Consider the following 20,621-nt stretch of genomic DNA (forward strand, 5'->3'; position numbering starts at 1 on the left):
GCCCCGGCCTTCGCCGGGGTGACGGCTAAAGGGATATGTCAGCCGACGATCGCGTGCGGGACGAAGCGGGCGAGGTCGCGGGTGATCGGGCCGTCGTCCTCGCGGATCGACAGCGCGACCGGCTCGTCGCCGACGATCCATGAGCCGATCACCGCATGTTGGCCGTCGAACACCGGCAGCGGGCTGAGCGCCTGGACGATATGGCCTTCCTCTCCATAGCCGCCCTCGGGACCGCGATCCTCCGCGGTGCCGTCATGGAGTTCGATGTCCCAGCCCTCGCGTGAAAACAGCGGCTTGCGGACGTAGCGCGCGCCGATCGCTGCCACACCATCGGCATCATCGGCGAAGGCGGCGGGGAGGAGGTTGGGGTGGCCGCGGTGGCGTTCCCAGAGCAGCGGGAGCATGCCCTTGTTCGACAGGATCGCCTTCCATGCCGGTTCGAGGAACATGGTCTTGGTCGCGGGCAGGTGTGCGGCATAGGGCTCGCGCAGCATGTCCTCCCATGGGTAGAGCTTGAAAAGCGCTGCGATCAGAACGCTTTCTTCATCAACGAACTGGCCGTCGCCGTCGACGCCGATCCGGTCGATTGGAACGAACGCGGGGTCGAGCCCGGCCTGACGCGCGGTATCTTCGAGGTAGCGGACGGTCTGCCGGTCTTCCTCATGATCGGCGACGCTCGAAAAATGCAGCAGACTTCCGTGCGTTAGCAGTGCGCCGAAGCGCGCGACGAGGGCGTCGTGGAGGCGGTTGTACTGGTCGGCGTCCGCCGGAAGCGCGCCGTCGGCAATGCGGTCTTCGAGCCATTGCCATTGGAACAGCGCGGTCTCGTAGATGCTCGTCGGGGTATCGGCGTTATATTCCAGCAGCTTGGCCGGGCCGGTGCCGTCATAGGCGAAATCGAAGCGGCCGTATAGCGAGGGGGCGTTGGCTTTCCACGACGCCGCGACCACGTCGCGCATCGGCTCGGGGATCGCGAGCCGGCGCATCAGGGTGTCACTTTTCACCACCTCAGTGACCAGATCGAGGCAAAAATAATGCAGCTCTGCGCTCGGCGTCTCGATCCCGGCTTCGATTTCGTCGAGTGAGAAGCGGTAATAGGCGCGTTCGTCCCAGTAACGCTGGCCGTCCATATGATGGAAGGTGAAACCCATCGCGCGAGCGGTCTCTTCCCACCCGGCGCGCTCCCCGGTGACGATGCGTTCCACCGCGCGTCAGCCGCCGGATTTGTCGTCGAGGCGTTTCGCTTCGCCGCCGTCGCGCGGGGCGGAGAGGCGGGCGAGGATGTCGTCGGCGCTCGACGCGCCCGGCAACAGACCGGCACGCTCCAGCTTGGCGTCGAGATCGGCGCCGGTGCGCATGTCCTCCAGTTCGGCCGAGGCGCGGAACTTCTCCTCGCGCACCGCCTGCCGTTCCTTGAGCCGTGCGAGGCTGTCGGCGGCGGAGCCCAGTTGCGACTGTGCGCCGTGCGTGTTGCTGGCGATCTGCGCCTGCGCCTGCTGGACGCTCTCGTTGGCGCGGACGACGTCGACCTCGCGGCGCAGCGCCTCGATCTTGCCGTCGCCCTGTTTGATGATCCCGCGCATCCGGTCCTCGGCGCCGCGCATGTCGGCGACCTGCGGATTCTTGGCGTTCAGCTCGCGCTCGATCTGCGCCAGCCGCTCCGCCACCTCCCGCGCGAGGTCCATGTCGCCGCGCCCCATCGCGGCGCGCGCCGAGGCTTCGTATTTGTCGCGCTGCGCCGAGAGCTGCTCGATGTCCTTTTCGATCAGCCGGCGCTTGGCGGTGACGGTGGCGAGATCGTCGCGCGCCTTGGCCTGCGCGGTGCCGGCGTCGCGCAGCTGCTGGTCGAGGATCGTCAGCGCGCGCGCGTCGACCACCGACTGGCCCGCCTCGTGCGCGGTGCCGCGGATCAGCGTGACGAATTGCTTCCACATCGACATGGTATCAGTGTTCCTCAGGCAGCAGCGAAGGCGTGGCGCAGATCGGCCGCGGCATCCAGCGCATTGTGCGCCAGCACGCGCAGCTCGATCACGATCGTGCGGAGCGTCGATTCGATCGAAAGCTCGCCGATCAGCTCGTAATATTCACGCCCGTCGACCTCGGTGATCGCGAAATTGGACAGCGGGACCAGCTTCTGCGCCTTGAGCAGGAAGTGGTTGAAGGCGGCGGCATCGTCCATCTCGGCGACCGGCCACAACAGGCTGGAGACGACGATCTGCTCGCCCGCGACGCTCAGGAACACCGCGAGATCGCCATGTTCGTGCATCGTGACGCGCAGCACGTCGCCGACGCGCTCGACGCTCAATTCCGCGCCGTGCTCGTCCGCGCCCAGCGCCTCGGCGAGCCGCCCGATCGTCCACACCCGTGCCGTGTCGTCCACGCTCTTCGTCCTATCGCTATGCTTGACACTCCAAGCATAAGCCCGCAGCCTTTGGCAAGGTGAATGGGCTGACGGGAACGCGCGCGACATGATCTTCGGCAGCCTGTTCGGCGGCGGACGCGACGCGGCGCGCAGCGCGGTGGCGGTGGTGCGCGACGTGACGATCGGACGGATGGTGCGGCTCGACGCGCTGGCGTGGCGGCGGCTGGCGGGCGGCACCTTCACGCTCGACCGCGACACGCTGGAGATCACCGCGCAGGGGATCATCAAGCTCGACGACGGCGGCGGGTACGTCCACCGTTTCTACACCGACGACGAATTGATGCTGCAGGCGGTCAGCCAGCAGCCCGACGGATCGGACGCCGACGACTTCACGTTGTTCCGCCCATGGTCCTCGACCTATGCGACCGGCGGCTGGGACGATGCGGCGTTCCGCGACCGGCTGAGCCAGCCGGTGTGGAACGAGGCCGGGCTGCCGCCCTTCCGCCGCTTCTGGTATGACGGCGACGAGCGGGTGCAGCCACCGGTGCAATTGTGGGAAGCGCTTTACTATGAGCGGGATGGCGAACCGGTGAAGCAGATCCGTCAGCAATGTATGCTCTACGTCCGCGATCTGGCGCCGGAGGGGCAGGAGCTGCTGCTCGCGCTGTCGGCGCGGCCGGAGGGGGGCGAGACGACGCATGACATCATGATCGGGCTGCCGTTGTCGCCGGCGGAGTTCAGTGCGTAGCGGGTGGGACGGCGCTTGCTTTCAGCCGTCATTGCGAGCGTAGCGAAGCAATCCAGTGCCGGACCAGGACGCCCTGGATTGCTTCGCTACGCTCGCAATGACGATTTTGGAGTGAGGAGCTTATCCGCTAGGGTCGATCAAAGGTCGGCGTTTCAGCGACGGACGCCTCCTTCCCTCGTCGCCCCGGACTTGATCCGGGGCCCCGCTTCTTCTTCGCGAGCGTGGCAAGAAGAAGCGGGATCCCGGATCAAGTCCGGGATGACGGAAGAAGGATCATCGATCGCGTAAAAAGGGGAGCACGCATGTTCGATACGACCGCCTTTCTGTTCGGGGCCGGGCATTTCCTGATCGCCTTCGCGATCGCGTGCCTGTTCCTCGCGATCTTCAAATGGCTGTATCAGGTCTCGACGCCCTATGACGAACGGCGGCTGGTCGCGGAGGGCAATATGGCCGCCGCGATCACCTTCGGCGGCGCGATCGTCGGGTTCGCGCTACCGCTCGCCTCGGCGCTGGAGGTGACCGCCAACCCGCTGGAGTTCGTGGCGTGGGGCGTGCTGGCGGGGGTGATCCAGGTGGTGGCGTCGCTGGTGGTGCGGCGTATCGTGATCCGCGACCTGGTGGCGCGGATCGAAACCGGCAATGTCGCGAGCGCGGTCTATATGGCGGCGACGTCGATCGCGGTCGGGCTGCTCAACGCCGCCTGCATGAGCTATTGAAAGCGCCGCGATGACCGATTCCCTTCCTACCCGCCGCAAGCGTTCCGCCGCCGCCGGGCTGACCGCCGCCGGCGCGCTGGCGATGCTGTCCGGCTGCGACGGCACCCCCGACCAGCAACAGCAATTCGGCCCGCCGACCGAGGTGTCGGCGTTCAAGACCGTCGACGAATGTGTCGCGAGCGGTGCGTTCGCCAAGGTGACGTGCGAGGATGCCGCCAAGCAAGCCGCGGGCACCGACAGCATGGCTGCGCCGCGCTTCGAGGCCAAGGACCTGTGCGAGGACCAGTTCGGGTCCGGGCAATGTCTGGCGCGCAACGAGGGCGGGCAGAGCTTCTTCGTGCCGCTGCTGACCGGGTTCATGATCGGGCGGCTGCTCGACGGATCGGGCTATCGCTACAATGGCCTGTACCAGAACCGTCGCGACGGCAGCTGGTACACGCCGTCGGGCGCGTGGCTGTACGGCGGCGGCTATGGCGGGCGCGGGTATAATTATCAGGTCGGGTCGCGCGCGGTGACCGCGCCGATCACCACGCAGCGCATCCAGACGCGCAGCTCGGTCGTCTCGCGGGGCGGGTTCGGCGGGCGCGTCTCGGCGCGGTCGAGCGGCGGCTGGAGCGGCGGGCGCTCGTTCGGCGGGTGACGCAGCCGATCGGCGCGTGATGCGTTCGCGCTGAGGTCAAACGAACAAAGGACAGGGATGACCCGGCTTTTCCACGTCAGCGACGTTCATTTCGGCGCGGAGGACCCGGACGCGGTCGCGTGGTTCCGCGACGTGGTGGCGGAAGAAAAGCCGGATGCGGTCATCATGACCGGCGACCTGACGATGCGCGCGACCAAGCGTGAGTTCGACGACGGCGGCGCGTGGCTGAAGAGCCTCGGCGTGCCGGTGACGCTGGAAGTCGGCAACCACGACATTCCCTATTATTGGGACCCGCTGCGGCGGCTGTTCGCGCCTTACTCGCGCTATGCCGCGGTCGAGAAGATGATCGAGCGGCCGCTGGAGATCCATGGGATCACGATCGTCCCGCTCAAGACCACGGCGCGCGCGCAATGGCGGTGGAACTGGTCGAAGGGACGGGTGAGCCATGGCTCGCTGCGTCGGGCGCTGGCGCTGGTCGAGGCGGCGCCGCGCGGCAATCTGATCTTCGTCGCCGGGCATCATCCGCTGATCGACGGCGGGAGCCAGGGGACGGCGAAGACCAAGCGTGGCGACGAGGCGCTGGCGGCGCTGGCGGATGCCGGGGTCCATGCGGTGTTGTCGGGGCATGTCCATGATCCGTTCGACATGCCGTATGAGCGCAACGGCTGGCGGCTGCGGATGATCGGCGCGGGGACGCTGTCGAAGCGGACGCGGAATTCGCCGCCGGCGTTCAATGAGATACGGGTCGAGGGGGATCGCTTCGAGACGTTGGTGCGGACGATGTCGGCACAGCCGGTGTATCCGATCAGCGAGATGAGCGCGGCGGGGCGGTAGGGACGAGGTAGCCCTCTCCCCTCCGGGGAGAGGGGTTGGGTGAGGGGTTCGGGTCTCACCGAGACCGGCCTCTCCGTGAGACACCTGCCCCTCACCCAAACCCTCTCCCCAAAGGGGGAGAAGGCTTAACTCGATGGCTTTCGCGCGCCACACCCCCTATCTCCCGTCCGTGCCCAAGAAACCCAGCCCCGGCCTGCCGACGCGCGAGCAGATCCTCGATTTCATCACTTCCGCCGCGACGCCCGCGGGCAAGCGCGAGATCGCGCGCGCCTTCGGGCTGACCGCGCAGCAGAAGATCGCGCTCAAGGCGCTGCTCAAGGACATGGGCGACGAGGGGCTGATCGACTCCGCGCCCGGTCGCGCCTCCCACAAGATGGGCGGGCTGCCCAAGGTGACGGTGCTGCGGATCGTCGACGTCGATCAGGGCGGCAACGTCTGGGGCGTGCCCGAGCGCTGGGAGGCCGACGTGCCCACCCCGCGCATCCGCGTGCGCGACCGCAAGCGCGGCGCGCTGGGCGTGGGCGAGCGGATCCTTGCGCGGACCGAGGAAACCGGCGGCGGCTGGACTGCGCATCCGATGAAGGTGCTCGCGCCGGCCGCCGAACAGGTGATCGGGGTGCTGCGGCGCGAGGGCGAGCGGCTGTGGTTGCAGGGCGTCGAGAAGAAGGAGCGGCGCGAATATCCGGTGTCGGATGCCGGCGGCGCCGAGGCGGGCGATCTGGTCAGCGCCGAGATCGCGGGGCGGCCGCCGCGGGTGATGGCGAAGGTGGTGGCGCGGCTCGGCGATCCGTACGCACCGCGCAGTTTCTCGCTGATCGCGATCCACAAGCATAAAATCCCGGATGTCTTCGCGCAGGATGCGCTCGATGCGGCGGAGAAGGCGGCGCGGCAGCCGCTGGGGGACGGGCGCGAGGACCTGACGCATTTGCCGATCGTCGCGATCGATCCTGCCGACGCGCGCGACCATGACGATGCGGTGTGGGCCATCCCCGATGACGATCCCGCCAACCATGGTGGGTGGAAGGCGATCGTCGCGATCGCCGATGTCAGCTTCTATGTGCGGCCGGGCAGCGCGATCGACCGCGAGGCGCGCGCGCGGGGGAATTCGGTTTACTTTCCGGATCGCGTCGTGCCGATGCTGCCCGAGGTGCTGTCGGCGGACGTCTGCTCGCTGAAGGCGGGCGAGGATCGCGCGGCGCTGGCGTGTCACTTGCAGGTGACGAAGGCGGGGGCGCTGAAGAGCTGGCGGTTTACGCGGGCGGTGGTGCGGCTGGCGGCGAATATCGCTTACGAGGACGCGCAGGCGTGGATTGATAATGCACTAAGCCCCCGCCCCTCCGGGGAGGGGGTTGGGGGAGGGGCTGCCACGGGCGATGGTCTCGGTGAGACCTCGGCCCCTCACCCCACCCTCTCCCCAACGGGGAGAGGGCTATTGCCCGCACTCCTACCCCTCTGGGACTGCTGGCGCGCGCTGGCGGCGGCGCGCGACAAGCGTGAGCCGCTCGACCTCGATCTGCCCGAGCGGCGCGTGGTGCTCGACGAAAAGGGGCGGATCATGTCGGTGGCGGCGCGCGAGCGGCTCGACGCGCACCGGCTGATCGAGGACTTCATGATCGCCGCCAACGTCGCCGCCGCCAAGGCGCTGGAGGCGAAGAAGGCGCCGGTGATGTACCGCGTCCACGAAGCGCCGGCGCGCGAGAAGCTGGTCGCGCTCAAGGATTATCTCGAGACGTTCGAGGTGCCGTTCGCGCTGGGGCAGGTCGTCAAGCCGGCGACCTTCAACCGCATCCTCGAGCGGGTCGGCGACGTGCCGTTCCGGCCCGAGATCATGGAGCAGATCCTCCGCTCGCAGACGCAGGCCTATTATGCGCCCGCCAATCACGGGCATTTCGGGCTGTCGCTGGGCAGCTATGCCCATTTCACCTCGCCGATCCGCCGCTATGCCGACCTGATGGTGCATCGCGCTTTGGTGTCGGCGTACGCGCTGGGGCCGGGCGGGCTGAACGGCGACGAGGATTTCGAGCTGGCGGGGACGACGATCAGCAAGCTGGAGCGCCGCGCGATGGAGGCCGAGCGCGAGACGATCGACCGCTATGTCGCCGCCTTCCTGTCGGAGCGCGTCGGCGAACTGGTCGAGGTGCGGATCACCGGGGTGACCAATTTCGGGTTCTTCGCGACCGTCGACGGGATCGGCGGCGACGGGTTGATGCCGGTGCGCGATTTGGGCGGCGAGTATTTCCGCTTCGACGAGGCGGCGCGGCGGCTGGTCGGCGAGCAGAGCGGCGAGGAATATGCGCAGGGGCAGCGGCTGGAGCTGCGGCTCGCCGAGGCCAATCCGGTGTCGGGCGCGCTGCGCTTCGAGCTGCCCGAGGGGCGTTACGGCGGGGCACGGACGGAGCGTGCGCCCGCGAAGGGCATCAAGCCGCCGCGCGTGCTCAAGCGGCGCGGGCGGCCCGGCAATTTGCGCCATCAGAATCGCAAGAAGTAAGAAGGAGTTCGCATGTCCGGTACGATCATGGCGGCGCTGATCGCCAAGGCGCGCAACCGCGTCACCTGGCATTTCACCTCGGCGGGCGCGACGGCGAAGGAGACCGCGACGAAGTTCCCAACCCCCAAGTCGCGGCTCGACCGGCGCGTGTTCGAGCGGATGGTGGCGTTCGGCGCGATCGAGAAGACGCCCGAGGGGCTGTACTGGCTCAACGAGGCGCGGCTGTCGGATTATCGCAAGGAGTCGCTGGCGCGAGTGCTGGGGATCCTCGCGATTGCCGGGTTCGCGGCGGCGGGGGCGATGGCGATCGGCGGGTAGGCGGCTGCCCTTACCGAGACATTCTCACGCTTGATCCGTCATTGTGAGCGGAGCGAAGCAATCCAGGGCGCCCTGATCCGACTCTGGATTGCTTCGCTGCGCTCGCAATGACGCGCTTGGTTGCGGGCGTCCTGCATCATTGAGGTTTGGCAGTCACGGTTGTGCTGGCCGCCGGACGAGCGGCCCGCACAATGTCTTCGCGCGTGCTCTCCACACTCTTTCCACAGCTTGTCCACAGGTCAGCAAGCGGGCTGCCCACCGTCTGCCGACCCATTATCCCCCGACTTATCCACAGGCGGATGACCCGCACGACGGTGGCGCGCGGCGCGTGCAGGCGCTAACCGGGCGGGCATGTCGCATCGTCCCAACCGCCTGTATCTTTCCTCCGACGCGCTGGTCGCCAACTGGCGTGCGCTGGCGCGGCTGAGCGGGGCGGCGGCGTGCGGGGCGGCGGTGAAGGCCGATGGCTATGGGCTCGGCGCGCGCGACGTGGTGCCGCGGCTGCTCCATGCCGGGTGTCGCGACCTGTTCGTCGCGACTTGGGCGGAGGCGGCGGCGATCGCCGATCTGATCGCCGGGCGCGACACGACGATTGCGGTGCTGCACGGGTTGCGCGAGGCGGACCTGCCGCTGCCCGATCTGCCCGGCGTACGCCCGGTGCTGAGCACCGCCGCGCAGATCGCGCGCTGGCGGCTGGTCGCGCCCGGGCAGCCGTGCGACGTGATGGTCGATACCGGCATGAACCGGCTCGGCATCGCGGGGGCCGAGGTCGCGGGCGGGCTGCTCGACGGGCTGGCGATCGACACGCTGATGAGCCATCTCGCCTGCGCCGACGAGCCGGGCCATGCGCTCAACGAAACGCAGCGCGCGCGGTTCGCGGCGCTGGCAGGACGGACAGCGGCGCGGCGGATGAGCCTCGCCAATTCGGCGGGGATCGCGCTGGGTGACGGCTATCATTTCGACCTGACGCGGCCGGGGCTGGCGCTGTACGGCGGAGTGCCGGTCGCGGGGCTGGCGGGGGCGATCTGCCCGGTGGCGACGATCGCGGCGGAGGTGCTGCAATGCCGGACGGTGCGCGCGGGCGAGACGGTCGGCTATAATGCGACGTGGCGGGCGGAGCGCGACGTGGCGGTGGCCGTGGTCAATCTCGGCTATGCCGACGGCTATCGCCGCGCGCTGTCGAGCCGCGGGTGCGCGTTCGCGGGCGATGTGCCGCTGCCGGTGATCGGGCGCGTGTCGATGGATCTGCTGGCACTCGACGCCAGTGCCGCGGCGGTGCGCGAAGGCGACTGGGTGCGGTTCGACGACGATCTGGTCCATGTCGCCGCCGCGAGCGGGGTCAGCCAGTACGAGCTGCTGACCGGGCTGGCGGACCGGTTCGAGCGGGTGTGGTCGTAGCGGTTGATCCGCTGACCTCCCTGCATCTCCCGTCGTCATCGCGGCGAAGGCCGGGGTCTGGTTCAGGGACGCAGATGACGCACGTTCCGCTTCGTCACGTCGGCCTTCCCAACTGGGCCCCGGCCTTCGCCGGGGTGACGGTCTGCCTTATGGGATTGCGGATCCTTCACGCCGCCGTCCGCAGCCAGTCGGTGAGCGGATCGTAGAGCAACGTCCGCGCGCGGCCGCCGACCATCATCCCGACATGCCCGGCCGCGAGGTCGCGGCGCGCGGCGAGCCCGATCGCGGTGGCGGCGGGGGTGATGCGGTCGGTGAGCGAGACGAATTCGGTGGCGGGGCAGGGCAGCGCGTGCGGGTCGATCGCGCGACCGCCGACGTGCCAATCGCCGCGCCCCGGACGATCCTCGGCGAGCAATGTCTCGAACAGGTCGGCGCCGGCGGCATAGGTGAGCGGCGCGCCGCCGTTCGCCCAATCCTCGAGCTGGACGAAGTCGGCGGCGCGGTCTGCGGCCATCGTCGCAAAGGCGGCGTATTTGGCGATCGTCCGCGCGGGATCGAGCTGCCAGAAGGCGGTTTGGAGTACCTCCATCGGCAGCACGCCAAGCGCGCGCGCGCCCGGCGCGACCTGTGCCCAGAGCGCGGCGAGCGACGCGCGTGCCGCGTCGCCATAGCCGGCGAACCGCCATGGGGCGGCGATCGTCGCGACCCCGGCGACGCGCCCCGGCGCGGCGGCGGCAGCGGCGGCGAGCGCGAGCGTGCCGCCGAGGCAATAGCCGACCAGCAGCGCCGGTCTGTCGAGCCGCCCCAGCAACGGCAGCAATCGCCGCGTCACATGGCCGGCGAGGTCGAGCGCGGCGTCCTGCGCGCGGGGTGTGCCCCAGTCGACCAGCCATGGGTGGAAGCCAGCCGCGGCGAGATGCGCGACGAGCGAGCGGCCGGGCGCGAGATCGAGGACCCATGGCGGGTTGATGAGCGACGGCACCAGCACCACCGGCACGCCATCGCTGCCGCGCGCACCGTCGCGCAGCCGGGCGGCGCCGCTGCGATACCGGACCGGCCGCATCCGCCGCGGCTTGCGCCGGGCTTCCTGATAGCGGCGCAGGCCGGCGAGCGCCGCGGCGGCACGTTGCGGCGATGTTGCGGTTTCGCGGCGCAGCATGTCGAGGAACAGCGGGAGCGGTCGCGGACCGTATCCAGCGTGTTGCAGCGCGACATTATGTGCAATACCACGAACGGGTTCGGTCACGGGGATCTCGCGGGATGAAGAAGCAGCATGGTACCGACGGCGTCGTCGTCATCAAGAAATACGCCAATCGCCGGCTCTACAATACCGAAAGCTCCTCTTATATCACGCTGGAACATCTCGCGGCGATGACGCGCGAAGGTCGTGAATTCAAGGTCGTGGACGCCAAGACCGACGAGGATATCACGCACAACGTCCTGACGCAGATCATCATGGAGGCGGAGAGCCGCGGCCAGACGATGCTGCCGGTCAACTTCCTGCGCCAGTTGATCGCGCTGTACGGCGACTCGATGCAGGCGATGGTGCCGGACTATCTGGACGCGTCGATGGACAGCTTCCGCCGCAACCAGGCGCAGTTCAAGACCGCGGTCGAGGGAGCGTTCGCGGGGTCGCCGTTTGCGGAGATCGCCAAGCGCAACCTCGAGATGTTCGAAGCCGCGGCGCAGGCGTTCAAGCCGCCGGTCGCGCCGGCCCCGGTGGCGGCGAGCGGCAAGGACGGCGAGATCGCGGCGCTCAAGGCGGAACTGGCGCAGTTGCGCGACAAGGTCGACAAGCTGGGGGATTGAGCGGGGGCGGTCGCTTCCATCTTGCCCGCATCGTTCGCCCTTAGCTTGTCGAAGGGCGTTCACGGGGCCCGTGCTTCGACAGGCTCAGCACGAACGGTGGGGGTGGGCAGACTACATCCGTTGAAATTTCTCATCCGTCATCAACTCAGTTGCGCGGCATCATCGCGGATTTTAGCGTTGGCGATGGTGATGAGTTTTCGCATGGCGGCGGTTAGGGCGACGATGGGTTTTTTGCCGCTGTCACGGAGGCGCTGGTAGAAGGCCTTGATGTCGGGCGCGAAGCGGACGGCGGAGAGGGCAGCCATGAAGGTGACGCGCCTGACCTCCGGGCGGCCGCCGCGGGTGCGGCGATAGCCATCGACGGTGCCGCTTTGGCGGGGATGGGGTGCAAGGCCGGCGAGGCTGGCGATCTGGCGCCGTCCGAGCGTGCCGAGTTCGGGCAGGAGGGCGATGAGCGCCGCGGCGGTGGTCGCGCCGATGCCGGGGATGGTGCGCAGGACGCTGGCGGTGCGGGCGAGTGATGCGCAGCCGGCGAGCAGCGCCTCGATCCGGGCCTCGAGCGCGGCGATGGCCTGGTCGTGCGCGGCGACCAGCGCGCGCAGCTCGGCGGCGACCGGGCCGGCGCCGGGGGCCTTGAGGCGGTTGGTGCACGCGGTGCGGGCACGGACGAGATCGCTGCGGGTGTTGACCAGCGTCGCGAGCTCCTGGCGGTGTTCATCGCGCGGGTGCCAGCGGTCGAGGCGCTCGTGGCGCTCCTGCCCGTAGCGCGCGAGCGCACGGGCATCGAGCGCATCGGTCTTGGCCAGCGTTCCCAGCGAGCGGATGAACGCCTTGACGCGGCGGGCATCGGCACGGTGGATGGCATGGCCGGCGCGTGACGCCGCCGCGAGCAGCGCGGCCTCGTAGCCGCCGGTCGCCTCGCAGACCAGCAGGCGCCCGGGCGGCAGCGCGGCGGCAAAGGCGTCGAGCGCAAGCGGCGTGTTGGCGATGGTGGTGGCGCGGCCGGTGACGCTGTCGAAGACGGCGATGCCGGCCTTGCCGACGTCGCAGCCGACGAACCCGGTCGGCGTGGTGGCGGCGGCGTCAGTGGCGGGGTTGGCGGAGCGGGTCATGACGGTTATCCTCGGCGATAGCCTGCGATTGTCTGCGGGCGTCGTCGAGCGGCCCCTGCAACTCACCAGGCGTGACGGGAAGCGGGCAACCGACCGGGATGACGACGGGCGAAAAGCCCTATTGCGAGACGGCCCGGTTGCCCGCGCCCGGCATCAGGTGGCCACCTGATGCCGGGCATCCCGCTCATGCAGGACACCACCCCCCTACGTCATCTCCAACAGACAATTGCGAGCGTAGCGAAGCAATCCAGAGCCGGATCAGGACGCCCTGGATTGCTTCGCTACGCTCGCAATGACAGAGGCGCCCTGAATCAAGTCCGGGGCGACGACGCTTACTTCGGCTTGACGAACTTGAGCGTCATGCGGTCGCTTTCGCCGATCGCGGCATATTTCGCGCGGTCGACATCCTTGAGCGCATAGCTGGGCGGGAGCGTCCAGACCCCGCCAGACCAGTCGGCGGTGTCCTTCGGGTTGGCGTTGACCTCCGACTTGCCCGCCAGCTTGAAGCCGGCGGCGGTCGCGAAGCCGATCACGCTGCTCGGCTTCATATAGCCGCTCTTTTCCTCCGCTGCGGAATCGCGCGCTTCGGGAAGGCGATGCTCGACGACGCCGAGCGTGCCGCCGGGCTTGAGCATCCGGTACATCGCCGCGAACATCTGCCGCGCCTGATCCTCGCCGCCGAACCGCCAGTTGTGGACGTTGCGGAAGGTGAGCACGACATCGGCGCTGCCATCGGGCACGGTCGGCTGACCTGCCTGTGCGGGAAGCGCGGCGAGCTGCACCTTGCCATACGTGGTGGCGTCCTTGCTCTGGAGCCCGCGGACACCGTTCAGCCCCTTCTCCCACGGCCCGGCGACATAGTAACGTCCGCGTGCCGCGGTGAGCGGGGCGAGGATTTCGGTGTACCAGCCGGCGCCCGGCCAGACCTCGACCACGGTGTCGGTCGGCTTCACCCCGAGGAAGGCGAGCGTTTCGGCGGGATGGCGATACCGGTCGCGCACGATATTGGCCGGCGTGCGCGTCGGTGCGGCGACCGCGGCGGCGATCGGCGCGGGCACGCGCGGCGCGGCGGCCGCCATGGCGGGTAAGGCGAGCAGCAGGACGGGAGCGAGACGATGCATGGACGTAAACCTCTCCGCGAATGGATGCGCCGGAGGCTGACGCGGCGATGAGCGATGCGCAAGACCTGCTGTATGTCGTTGCGGTCGCGGCGCTCTGCGTCGCGGTGCTTGCCGGCTGGCGCGATCATCGTCGTCGCGGGCGTGCGAATCCCGATGCGATCGGCTGGGTCGACTGGACGCTGGTGCAGGTGATCGCGCTGATCGTGGCGGCGATTGCGGGCTGGGTTCTGCTAAAGGGTTGAAAGAGAAACGGGAACCACCTTTGCCACACCGGGTTTTTCTCGGGATCGAAGGCGCATGTCGCGACGTATTTCCTTTGCCCTGGCTCAGGTTCGCGTCACCAGATCGGTTCGGCAGCCTTCACCCGTCACGACAGGTGCAAGCATGAAGCCAGATATTTGTACGATGGCGCCGAACGTCAGTGCCGATGACGGCGTGGTCACGGTGCTGTCGCGGTGCGGCGCGAGCTACAATCTGACGGCCGAGGCGGCGATGCGGCTGAGCGAGGAACTGGTGCGCAGCGCCGCGCGCGCGCGGGGACAGCAGCGGATGAGCGAGCCGCGCGCCGACGAGGGCGGGCGGCTGCGCTGATATCGGCGGGCGGGCGTCGACGCGTCAGTCGGGCAAGGCGCTGTGTCGCGGCGTGACGGTCGCGACGATCACGGTCGCGGCGGCGCGGCCCATGTCGTCCTCGATCGTCACCCGCCAATGTCCTTCCTCGGCGTAATGCGGATGGTCGGCGAGGTAGCGGCCAAGCTGCTGGACGGCGTGGTTGCGGGCCGCGGGCAGGTCTGCACACTCGATCGTGACGCGCTCGGATTCGCGCCCGGCGAAGATGATGGTGAAACTCGGCATCGCGACCCTTTTGCTCGTGCTGGGACGCTAACGATCGGAACCGCGGGTCGATACCGCCTTCTATACGATCCGGGTCAATAGAAACGTCGCAGGGTCAGCGTGCGACGGCGGCCGGCGCAATCGTCGAGCGTAACGACGCGCCCGGCAGCGGCGGCCGGCCAGCCCGCCAGCGGGCTGCGGGCGTAGCTGGCGTCGACGCGCGTGCCATCGACCGCGCAGATCGTATCGCCCGCCTGCCAGCCATCGCCGGCGGCGGGACTGCCGCGCATCACATGCAGGACGCGCAGCCGTTCGCCGGTCAATGCGAGCAGGAGGCCGCTGGTCGAGCGCACGGTCGGGGCGTCGGTCTGCGGGGTGGTGCCGAGCAGCATCCGCCCGGCGGTAGGGTCGAGCAGCACGCGGTAACGCTGGAGGAAGCCCGAGCCGATCCGGCCCGCGACGCCGATCGTGTCGGAGAAGCCGCCGGCGGGCTCGACGCGCACCTCGACATCGCGCGCGATCGCGTCGCCGATGCGCAGCGCGGGGACGATCGCCATGTCGCTGACCACCGCACCGGCCAGCCCGAACGAGACGGTGGTGGTCACCGGACCGGCGGCAGCGCGCGCGGTCGCCCAAGCCGCCGGGCCGAGCGTGATCGCCGAACCGTCGCCGGTGTCGACCACCATCGGCGCCAGCGTCGCGCCCGCCGCACCGATCGCGCTGACATAGACCATCCGCTCGGGCGCGATCGACAGCGGCGCGGTGACGCCGGCGAACGGTCGCGTGCCGCTGCGCAGCAGGCGGAAGCGGCGCGCCTGATAGTCGATGTCGAGCGCATAGGGGGCGGTGAGGTCACGCCCGACGAGCAGGTCGACCGCCAGCGCGCTGCCGGTCGCGGCGGCGGGGAGGTCGGCGACCGCGAGGCTGCCGCCGCGCCGTGTCACCGCGCCGATCGCGACCGCGCGCGTCTCGACCCGGCCGATCGCGACGCTGCCGCCGATCACGGTCGCGCGGCCCTCGGCGCGGACCGGGAGGCGATAGGCCTCGGCGAAGCGGCGCGCGAGGACCGAATAGCTGACCCCGGTATCGAGGATCGCGGTGACGGGGCGGCCGTCGACCGCCATGGTGAAGCGGATCTGGTTGCCGGGGGTGAGGTCGAAGGGGATCCAGCGGCCCTCGGCATCGGCGGCGAGCGTCGAGCGACCGACCCACGCGGCGCGGGGCTCGGGCAACGGCGCGGCGGCGAGTGCGAGCGGCAGGAGCGACAGGATCGGCACGCGGACGGTGTAGCGAATCGCGCGGGCGTGTCACGTCGGGGTGCGCGCAACCGTCATCCCCGCGGAGGCGGGGATCCAGACGCGCGACGCTATCGATAGCGGGGCAAGGTCAGAGGTTCTGGATTCCCGCCTTCGCGGGAATGACGGGGGGGGGGGGGAGACGCTAGAGACACGCCTCCAGATACGCCTGATCGAAGCCGAACTGCTTGGCCTTGTCGATCGTGTACGGGCGCAGGCCCATCGAGCGATATTCGCCGATGATCTTTCCGTCGGCGCTCTCGTCGAGATATTCGAACTTGAATAGTTCCTGCGTGACGATCACCGGCCCTTCCATCCCGATCACCTCGGTGACGTTGGTGACGCGGCGGCTGCCGTCGCGCAGGCGCTTGACCTGGATGATCATGTCGACGCTGTCGGCGATCTGGCGGCTGATCGCTTCCTTGGGCACCTTGATGTCCGACATCATCACCATGTTCTCCATCCGCGCCAGCGCCTCGCGCGGGGAGTTGGAGTGGAGCGTGCACATCGAGCCGTCGTGGCCGGTGTTCATCGCCGCGAGCATGTCGAAACACTCGCTGCCACGGATTTCGCCGAGGATGATGCGATCCGGGCGCATACGCAGCGCGTTCTTGACGAGATCGCGGATGCTGATCTCGCCCTGACCCTCGAGATTGGCGGGGCGGGTTTCGAGCGGCAGCCAGTGCGGCTGTTGCAGGCGCAACTCGGCGGCGTCCTCGATCGTCAGCACGCGCTCGCCGGGGTCGATCATCTTCGACAGCGCATTGAGCATCGTCGTCTTGCCCGAGCCGGTGCCGCCCGAGATGACGATGTTGAACCGCGACGCGCCCGCGACCTTCAGCGCGGTTGCCATCTTCGTGCTCATGCTGCCGAAGCCGGCCATCATGTCGAGCGTGATCGGCTTGGCGGAGAATTTGCGGATCGAGATCGCGGTGCCGCGCAGCGAAAGCGGGGGGACGATGACGTTGACGCGGCTGCCGTCCTTCAGGCGCGCGTCGGCGAGCGGGGTGGTCTGGTCGACGCGGCGGCCGACCGAGTTGCAGATGCGCTGCGCGATCTGGAACAGATGCTCCTCGTCGCGGAACTGGATCTGCGCCATCTCCAGCTTGCCCTTGCGCTCGACGAAGGTCTGGTCGGGACCGTTGACCATGATGTCGCTGATCTCGGCGTCGGCAAGCAGCTCTTCGAGAGGGCCAAGCCCGAGCAATTCGTCGACCAGCACCTTTTCGAGCGCGAACTGTTCGCGGCGGTTGAGCGTCAGCTTCAGCTCGGCGAGCACCTCGCCGATGATCGGGCGGAATTCCTCGGCTAGCTCGTCCTTGCCGAGCGTCGCGGCGGCCTCCGGGTCGACGCGCTCCAGTAGGCGCGGCAGCACCTGCTCCTTGATCTTGTGGATCGACGCCTCGAATCCTTCCATGCGGCTCGCGCCCGGCTCGCCGGTGGCGTTCTGCCGATCCGAGAGCCGCTGCATCGCATCGACCTGGCTCTGCGGGGTCAGCGGATCGAGCGCGGCGAGCGCGTCGAGCGGCGCGGCGATCTCTTCGGCCTGCTCGTCGCGCGCAGCCTGACCGGGCTGGACGTGCATCGGGCGCGCGACGCCGAAACCGCCCCGGACCCCGCCGCTGTTGCCGCCGCTACCCATGCCGCCGTTGCGGCGTCCGAACGCGTTCATCGACCCTGATCGTCCTCGAAGTGTCTCAATGACGATCGCTACCGCGCAAGCCTTTCGAATTGGCTAACCAATCGGTGTTGCATGGGAATGGAGGAGGGTGCGGAACGCGGTGCGGCGGAGCGCGCGCGGCAGCGCGGCGTCGCTGGCGGTCGCGGCCGCTTGCAGGACGAGCGCGTCGGCGCGGGCGCGCAGCGTCAGATCGTTCGCGATCAGCGTGGCGGCCGGAAAGGCGCTGCGAAGCCCGGCCTCGGACTCGTCGAACGCGAACCGGCACCAGCCGCGCGCGGTGGCGGCGAGCAGCAGCGACCCGAGCGGGCTCGAAGCAAGCGTCCAGCGGATCGTCTCGCCCGCACCGCCCGCCGCCGCCGCCTGTGGCGTCATGCCGAGTCGCGCGGCATCGGCGTAGAAGCGGCTCGGCGCCGCATAGCCCGCGGCGTAAATCGCGGCGGTCACACCGTCGCTGCCGCACAGCGCCGCGAGGATGCGGTCGGCGCGGATCGTGCGCGCGAAGGCGGCGGGGGTGACGCCGGTCAGCCGATGGAAGAGCCGGTGGAAATGATGCGGGGCGTAACCGACCGACGCGGCCAGGACGGCCAGTGACGGCGTGGCGTCGCCGCCGAGCAGCGCGGCGGCGGCGACGACCGCCTGTCGATCGCGCGCCACCGAATCGGGCAGGCAGCGGCGGCAGGCGCGATAGCCGGCCGCCCGCGCCGTCGCGGCGTCGGGGAGGAAGGTGACGTTTTCGCGGCGCGGGCGCCGTGCGGCGCAGCTCGGCTTGCAATAGATATGCGTGCTGTGGACCGCGACCACGAAGCGCCCGTCGAAGGCGCGATCCCGCCGGGCGAAGGCGTCCCATGCGGTATCGGGGTCGATCGTCGCGCTCATGATGCCGCTCTACGCCCATGCGGTACGGGACGCATCCCGTGGCTTGCGTTCAAAGCCGCTGTACTGACATCGCAAAGGTTTCACTCCGGTTGCATCGCGGCGGACCCTTTGCTACGCGCGCCGTACCCAAGCGAGGCGCACCCGATGTGCGCCATCCGTTCGCATGGGTGGGCACCCTTGGGTCATGACGAGGAAAGTGGATCGCGTGGAGAGTTCCAGCGGTAATCAGGGCAGCAGCATTCAGGCCGGCCTCGGCGGCCGGTATGCGAGCGCGCTGTTCGATCTGGCGGTGGAGGCCCGTGCGGTCGATCGCGTCGAACAAAGCCTGACGGCGGTGCGCGACGCGCTGGCCGCGTCGGACGATTTCAGGACGCTGACCGCGTCGCCGGTCATCGCGCGCGGCGAGGCGGTCAAGGCGGTGCTTGCCGCCGCCGACCAGCTCGGGGTCGATGCGACGACGCGCAGCTTCCTGGGCGTGCTGGCGGAGAATCGCCGCCTGTCGGCGCTGCCGAAGATCATTCGCGCCTTCCGCGTGATGGCCGCGCAGCATCGCGGCGAGACCACCGCCGAGGTCACCAGCGCGCACCCGCTGACCGCCGAGCAGGTCGACGAGCTGAAGCAGCAGCTGCGCCGCCGCGTCGGCCGCGAGGTGTCGGTCGACCTGGCGGTCGACCCGCAAATCCTGGGCGGCCTGGTCGTCCGCATCGGTTCCCAGATGATCGATTCGTCGATCCGCACCCGTTTGAATGCGCTTGCCAGCGCGATGAAAGGCTGAGTTGATGGACATTCGCGCCGCAGAAATCTCCCGCGTCATCAAGGACCAGATCGCCAACTTCGGCACCGAGGCACAGGTCTCGGAAACCGGGCAGGTGCTCAGCGTCGGTGACGGCATCGCGCGCATCTACGGGCTCGACAACGTCCAGGCGGGCGAGATGGTCGAGTTCGCCAATGGCGTGCAGGGCATGGCGCTCAACCTTGAGGCCGATAACGTCGGCGTCGTGATCTTCGGCTCGGACGCCGAGATCCGCGAGGGCGACACCGTCAAGCGTACCGGCACGATCGTGGACGTGCCGGTCGGCAAGGGGCTGCTCGGTCGCGTGGTCGACGGGCTCGGCAATCCGATCGACGGCAAGGGCCCGATCGTGTCCGACCAGCGCAGCCGCGTCGAGGTCAAGGCGCCGGGCATCATCCCGCGCAAGTCGGTGCACGAGCCGGTGCAGACCGGGCTGAAGGCGATCGACGCGCTGGTGCCGGTCGGCCGTGGCCAGCGCGAGCTGATCATCGGCGACCGCCAGACCGGCAAGTCGGCGATCGCGATCGACACCTTCATCAACCAGAAGCAGGCGAACGCCGGCACCGACGAATCGAAGAAGCTGTACTGCGTCTATGTCGCGGTCGGCCAGAAGCGTTCGACGGTCGCGCAGCTCGTCCGGACGCTCGAAGAGAATGGCGCGATGGAATATTCCATCGTCGTCGCCGCGACCGCGTCGGACCCCGCGCCGCTGCAGTTCCTCGCGCCCTACACCGGCACCGCGATGGGCGAATATTTCCGTGACAACGGGATGCATGCGGTGATCGTGTTCGACGATCTGTCGAAGCAGGCGGTCGCCTATCGTCAGATGTCGCTGCTGCTGCGCCGTCCGCCGGGCCGCGAAGCCTATCCGGGCGACGTCTTCTATCTCCACTCGCGCCTGCTGGAGCGCGCGGCGAAGATGAACGAGGCGAACGGCTCGGGTTCGCTGACCGCGCTGCCGATCATCGAGACGCAGGCGGGCGACGTGTCGGCCTATATCCCGACCAACGTGATCTCGATCACCGACGGTCAGATCTTCCTCGAGACCGATCTGTTCTTCGCGGGCATCCGTCCGGCGATCAACGTCGGCCTGTCGGTCAGCCGCGTCGGCGGCGCCGCGCAGACCAAGGCGATGAAGAAGGTGTCGGGCTCGATCAAGCTCGAGCTGGCGCAGTATCGGGAGATGGCGGCGTTCGCGCAGTTCGGCTCGGACCTCGACGCCTCGACGCAGAAGCTGCTCAACCGCGGCGCGCGGCTGACCGAGCTGCTCAAGCAGCCGCAGTTCAGCCCGATGCCGTTCGAGGAGCAGACCGTCTCGATCTACGCGGGCACCAACGGCTTCATCGACAACGTGCCGGTGGCGGACGTCAACCGCTACGAAGCGGCGATGCTGAGCTACATGCGCGCCGATCACGCCGACGTGCTGACCGCGATCCGCGACAGCCGCGAGCTGGGCAAGGACACCGAGGCCAAGCTGAAGGAAGCGCTCGGGCAGTTCGCGAAGACGTTCGCGTAAAAGGCATTTAGCCCTCTCCCCTGTGGGGAGAGGGTTGGGTGAGGGGTCGGTGTCTCACCGAGGCGGCCCTCTCTGCGAGG

General features: G+C 68.8%; 21 protein-coding genes and 1 pseudogene. 12 read left to right on the forward strand and 10 right to left on the reverse strand.

Annotated features, from left to right (window positions below):
* Nucleotides 1-38: 38 nt before the first annotated feature.
* The 3 genes from PGN12_04885 to PGN12_04895 are packed head-to-tail and all read right to left on the reverse strand — an operon-like array spanning nucleotide 39 to nucleotide 2,380.
* Nucleotides 39-1,205, reverse strand: a complete 1,167-nt coding sequence (locus PGN12_04885; protein MEH3103222.1) for a glutathionylspermidine synthase family protein — start codon at nucleotides 1,203-1,205, stop codon at nucleotides 39-41.
* 6 nt (nucleotides 1,206-1,211) lie between these two features.
* A complete protein-coding gene (locus tag PGN12_04890) occupies nucleotides 1,212-1,940 on the reverse strand; it encodes a PspA/IM30 family protein (protein ID MEH3103223.1) in 729 nt (242 codons plus the stop codon).
* Between the two features lie 14 nt (nucleotides 1,941-1,954).
* The gene (locus PGN12_04895; GenBank protein MEH3103224.1) at nucleotides 1,955-2,380 is read right to left on the reverse strand and encodes a YjfI family protein; all 426 of its coding nucleotides are present in this window, start codon (nucleotides 2,378-2,380) and stop codon (nucleotides 1,955-1,957) included.
* Nucleotides 2,381-2,468: 88 nt separating this feature from the next.
* Here PGN12_04895 and PGN12_04900 point away from each other — a divergent pair, with 88 nt between their 5' ends.
* The 7 genes from PGN12_04900 (at nucleotide 2,469) to alr (ending at nucleotide 9,504) form a co-directional block, all read left to right on the forward strand.
* On the forward strand, nucleotides 2,469-3,110 hold the full coding sequence (locus PGN12_04900; GenBank protein ID MEH3103225.1) for a DUF2491 family protein: 642 nt from the start codon (nucleotides 2,469-2,471) through the stop codon (nucleotides 3,108-3,110).
* 302 nt (nucleotides 3,111-3,412) lie between these two features.
* Nucleotides 3,413-3,826, forward strand: a complete 414-nt coding sequence (locus PGN12_04905; protein ID MEH3103226.1) for a DUF350 domain-containing protein — start codon at nucleotides 3,413-3,415, stop codon at nucleotides 3,824-3,826.
* Nucleotides 3,827-3,836: 10 nt separating this feature from the next.
* Entirely contained in the window at nucleotides 3,837-4,466 is a 630-nt protein-coding gene (locus tag PGN12_04910) for a DUF1190 domain-containing protein (GenBank protein ID MEH3103227.1), read from the forward strand.
* 57 nt (nucleotides 4,467-4,523) lie between these two features.
* The gene (locus PGN12_04915) at nucleotides 4,524-5,300 is read left to right on the forward strand and encodes a metallophosphoesterase (GenBank protein ID MEH3103228.1); all 777 of its coding nucleotides are present in this window, start codon (nucleotides 4,524-4,526) and stop codon (nucleotides 5,298-5,300) included.
* Between the two features lie 133 nt (nucleotides 5,301-5,433).
* The gene (locus PGN12_04920) at nucleotides 5,434-7,788 is read left to right on the forward strand and encodes an RNB domain-containing ribonuclease (protein ID MEH3103229.1); all 2,355 of its coding nucleotides are present in this window, start codon (nucleotides 5,434-5,436) and stop codon (nucleotides 7,786-7,788) included.
* Between the two features lie 12 nt (nucleotides 7,789-7,800).
* The gene (locus PGN12_04925) at nucleotides 7,801-8,106 is read left to right on the forward strand and encodes a hypothetical protein (protein MEH3103230.1); all 306 of its coding nucleotides are present in this window, start codon (nucleotides 7,801-7,803) and stop codon (nucleotides 8,104-8,106) included.
* Between the two features lie 351 nt (nucleotides 8,107-8,457).
* Nucleotides 8,458-9,504 (forward strand): alanine racemase, encoded by a 1,047-nt coding sequence (alr, locus tag PGN12_04930; GenBank protein MEH3103231.1) that lies wholly within the window; start codon nucleotides 8,458-8,460, stop codon nucleotides 9,502-9,504.
* 166 nt (nucleotides 9,505-9,670) lie between these two features.
* On the opposite strand, the gene PGN12_04935 is transcribed toward alr, so the two are convergent.
* Nucleotides 9,671-10,750 carry an alpha/beta hydrolase gene (locus PGN12_04935; protein MEH3103232.1) on the reverse strand — a complete coding sequence of 360 codons (1,080 nt, stop codon included), beginning with the start codon at nucleotides 10,748-10,750 and terminating at the stop codon, nucleotides 9,671-9,673.
* 14 nt (nucleotides 10,751-10,764) lie between these two features.
* Here PGN12_04935 and phaR point away from each other — a divergent pair, with 14 nt between their 5' ends.
* A complete protein-coding gene (phaR, locus tag PGN12_04940) occupies nucleotides 10,765-11,313 on the forward strand; it encodes a polyhydroxyalkanoate synthesis repressor PhaR (GenBank protein MEH3103233.1) in 549 nt (182 codons plus the stop codon).
* A gap of 140 nt (nucleotides 11,314-11,453) precedes the next feature.
* Here phaR and PGN12_04945 read toward each other — a convergent pair whose 3' ends face one another.
* Nucleotides 11,454-12,425, reverse strand: coding sequence for an IS110 family transposase (locus PGN12_04945; protein ID MEH3103234.1), 972 nt, complete (start codon nucleotides 12,423-12,425; stop codon nucleotides 11,454-11,456).
* 332 nt (nucleotides 12,426-12,757) lie between these two features.
* Entirely contained in the window at nucleotides 12,758-13,546 is a 789-nt protein-coding gene (locus PGN12_04950; protein MEH3103235.1) for a methyltransferase domain-containing protein, read from the reverse strand.
* 47 nt (nucleotides 13,547-13,593) lie between these two features.
* Here PGN12_04950 and PGN12_04955 point away from each other — a divergent pair, with 47 nt between their 5' ends.
* Together PGN12_04955 and PGN12_04960 are read left to right on the forward strand one after the other, a co-directional pair.
* On the forward strand, nucleotides 13,594-13,788 hold the full coding sequence (locus tag PGN12_04955) for a hypothetical protein (GenBank protein MEH3103236.1): 195 nt from the start codon (nucleotides 13,594-13,596) through the stop codon (nucleotides 13,786-13,788).
* Nucleotides 13,789-13,951: 163 nt separating this feature from the next.
* Nucleotides 13,952-14,137: a hypothetical protein gene (locus tag PGN12_04960; protein MEH3103237.1), complete on the forward strand. Its 186-nt coding sequence runs from the start codon at nucleotides 13,952-13,954 to the stop codon at nucleotides 14,135-14,137.
* A gap of 24 nt (nucleotides 14,138-14,161) precedes the next feature.
* On the opposite strand, the gene PGN12_04965 is transcribed toward PGN12_04960, so the two are convergent.
* From PGN12_04965 to PGN12_04980, 4 genes and pseudogenes are all read right to left on the reverse strand, one after another.
* Complete coding sequence (locus tag PGN12_04965; GenBank protein ID MEH3103238.1) at nucleotides 14,162-14,401, reverse strand: hypothetical protein; 240 nt, start codon at nucleotides 14,399-14,401, stop codon at nucleotides 14,162-14,164.
* A gap of 74 nt (nucleotides 14,402-14,475) precedes the next feature.
* On the reverse strand, nucleotides 14,476-15,657 hold the full coding sequence (locus PGN12_04970; GenBank protein ID MEH3103239.1) for an aspartyl protease family protein: 1,182 nt from the start codon (nucleotides 15,655-15,657) through the stop codon (nucleotides 14,476-14,478).
* Between the two features lie 163 nt (nucleotides 15,658-15,820).
* Nucleotides 15,821-17,347: a CpaF family protein gene (locus tag PGN12_04975; protein ID MEH3103240.1), complete on the reverse strand. Its 1,527-nt coding sequence runs from the start codon at nucleotides 17,345-17,347 to the stop codon at nucleotides 15,821-15,823.
* A 207-nt stretch (nucleotides 17,348-17,554) separates the two neighbouring features.
* Nucleotides 17,555-18,232, reverse strand: a pseudogene (locus PGN12_04980) (helix-turn-helix domain-containing protein).
* 184 nt (nucleotides 18,233-18,416) lie between these two features.
* Here PGN12_04980 and PGN12_04985 point away from each other — a divergent pair.
* Together PGN12_04985 and atpA are read left to right on the forward strand one after the other, a co-directional pair.
* Nucleotides 18,417-19,007: a F0F1 ATP synthase subunit delta gene (locus tag PGN12_04985; GenBank protein MEH3103241.1), complete on the forward strand. Its 591-nt coding sequence runs from the start codon at nucleotides 18,417-18,419 to the stop codon at nucleotides 19,005-19,007.
* 4 nt (nucleotides 19,008-19,011) lie between these two features.
* A complete protein-coding gene (gene atpA / locus PGN12_04990; GenBank protein ID MEH3103242.1) occupies nucleotides 19,012-20,541 on the forward strand; it encodes a F0F1 ATP synthase subunit alpha in 1,530 nt (509 codons plus the stop codon).
* Nucleotides 20,542-20,621: the final 80 nt, after the last annotated feature.

The organism is Sphingomonas phyllosphaerae (genome assembly GCA_036946405.1).
Classification (GTDB): Bacteria; Pseudomonadota; Alphaproteobacteria; order Sphingomonadales; family Sphingomonadaceae; genus Sphingomonas; species Sphingomonas phyllosphaerae_D.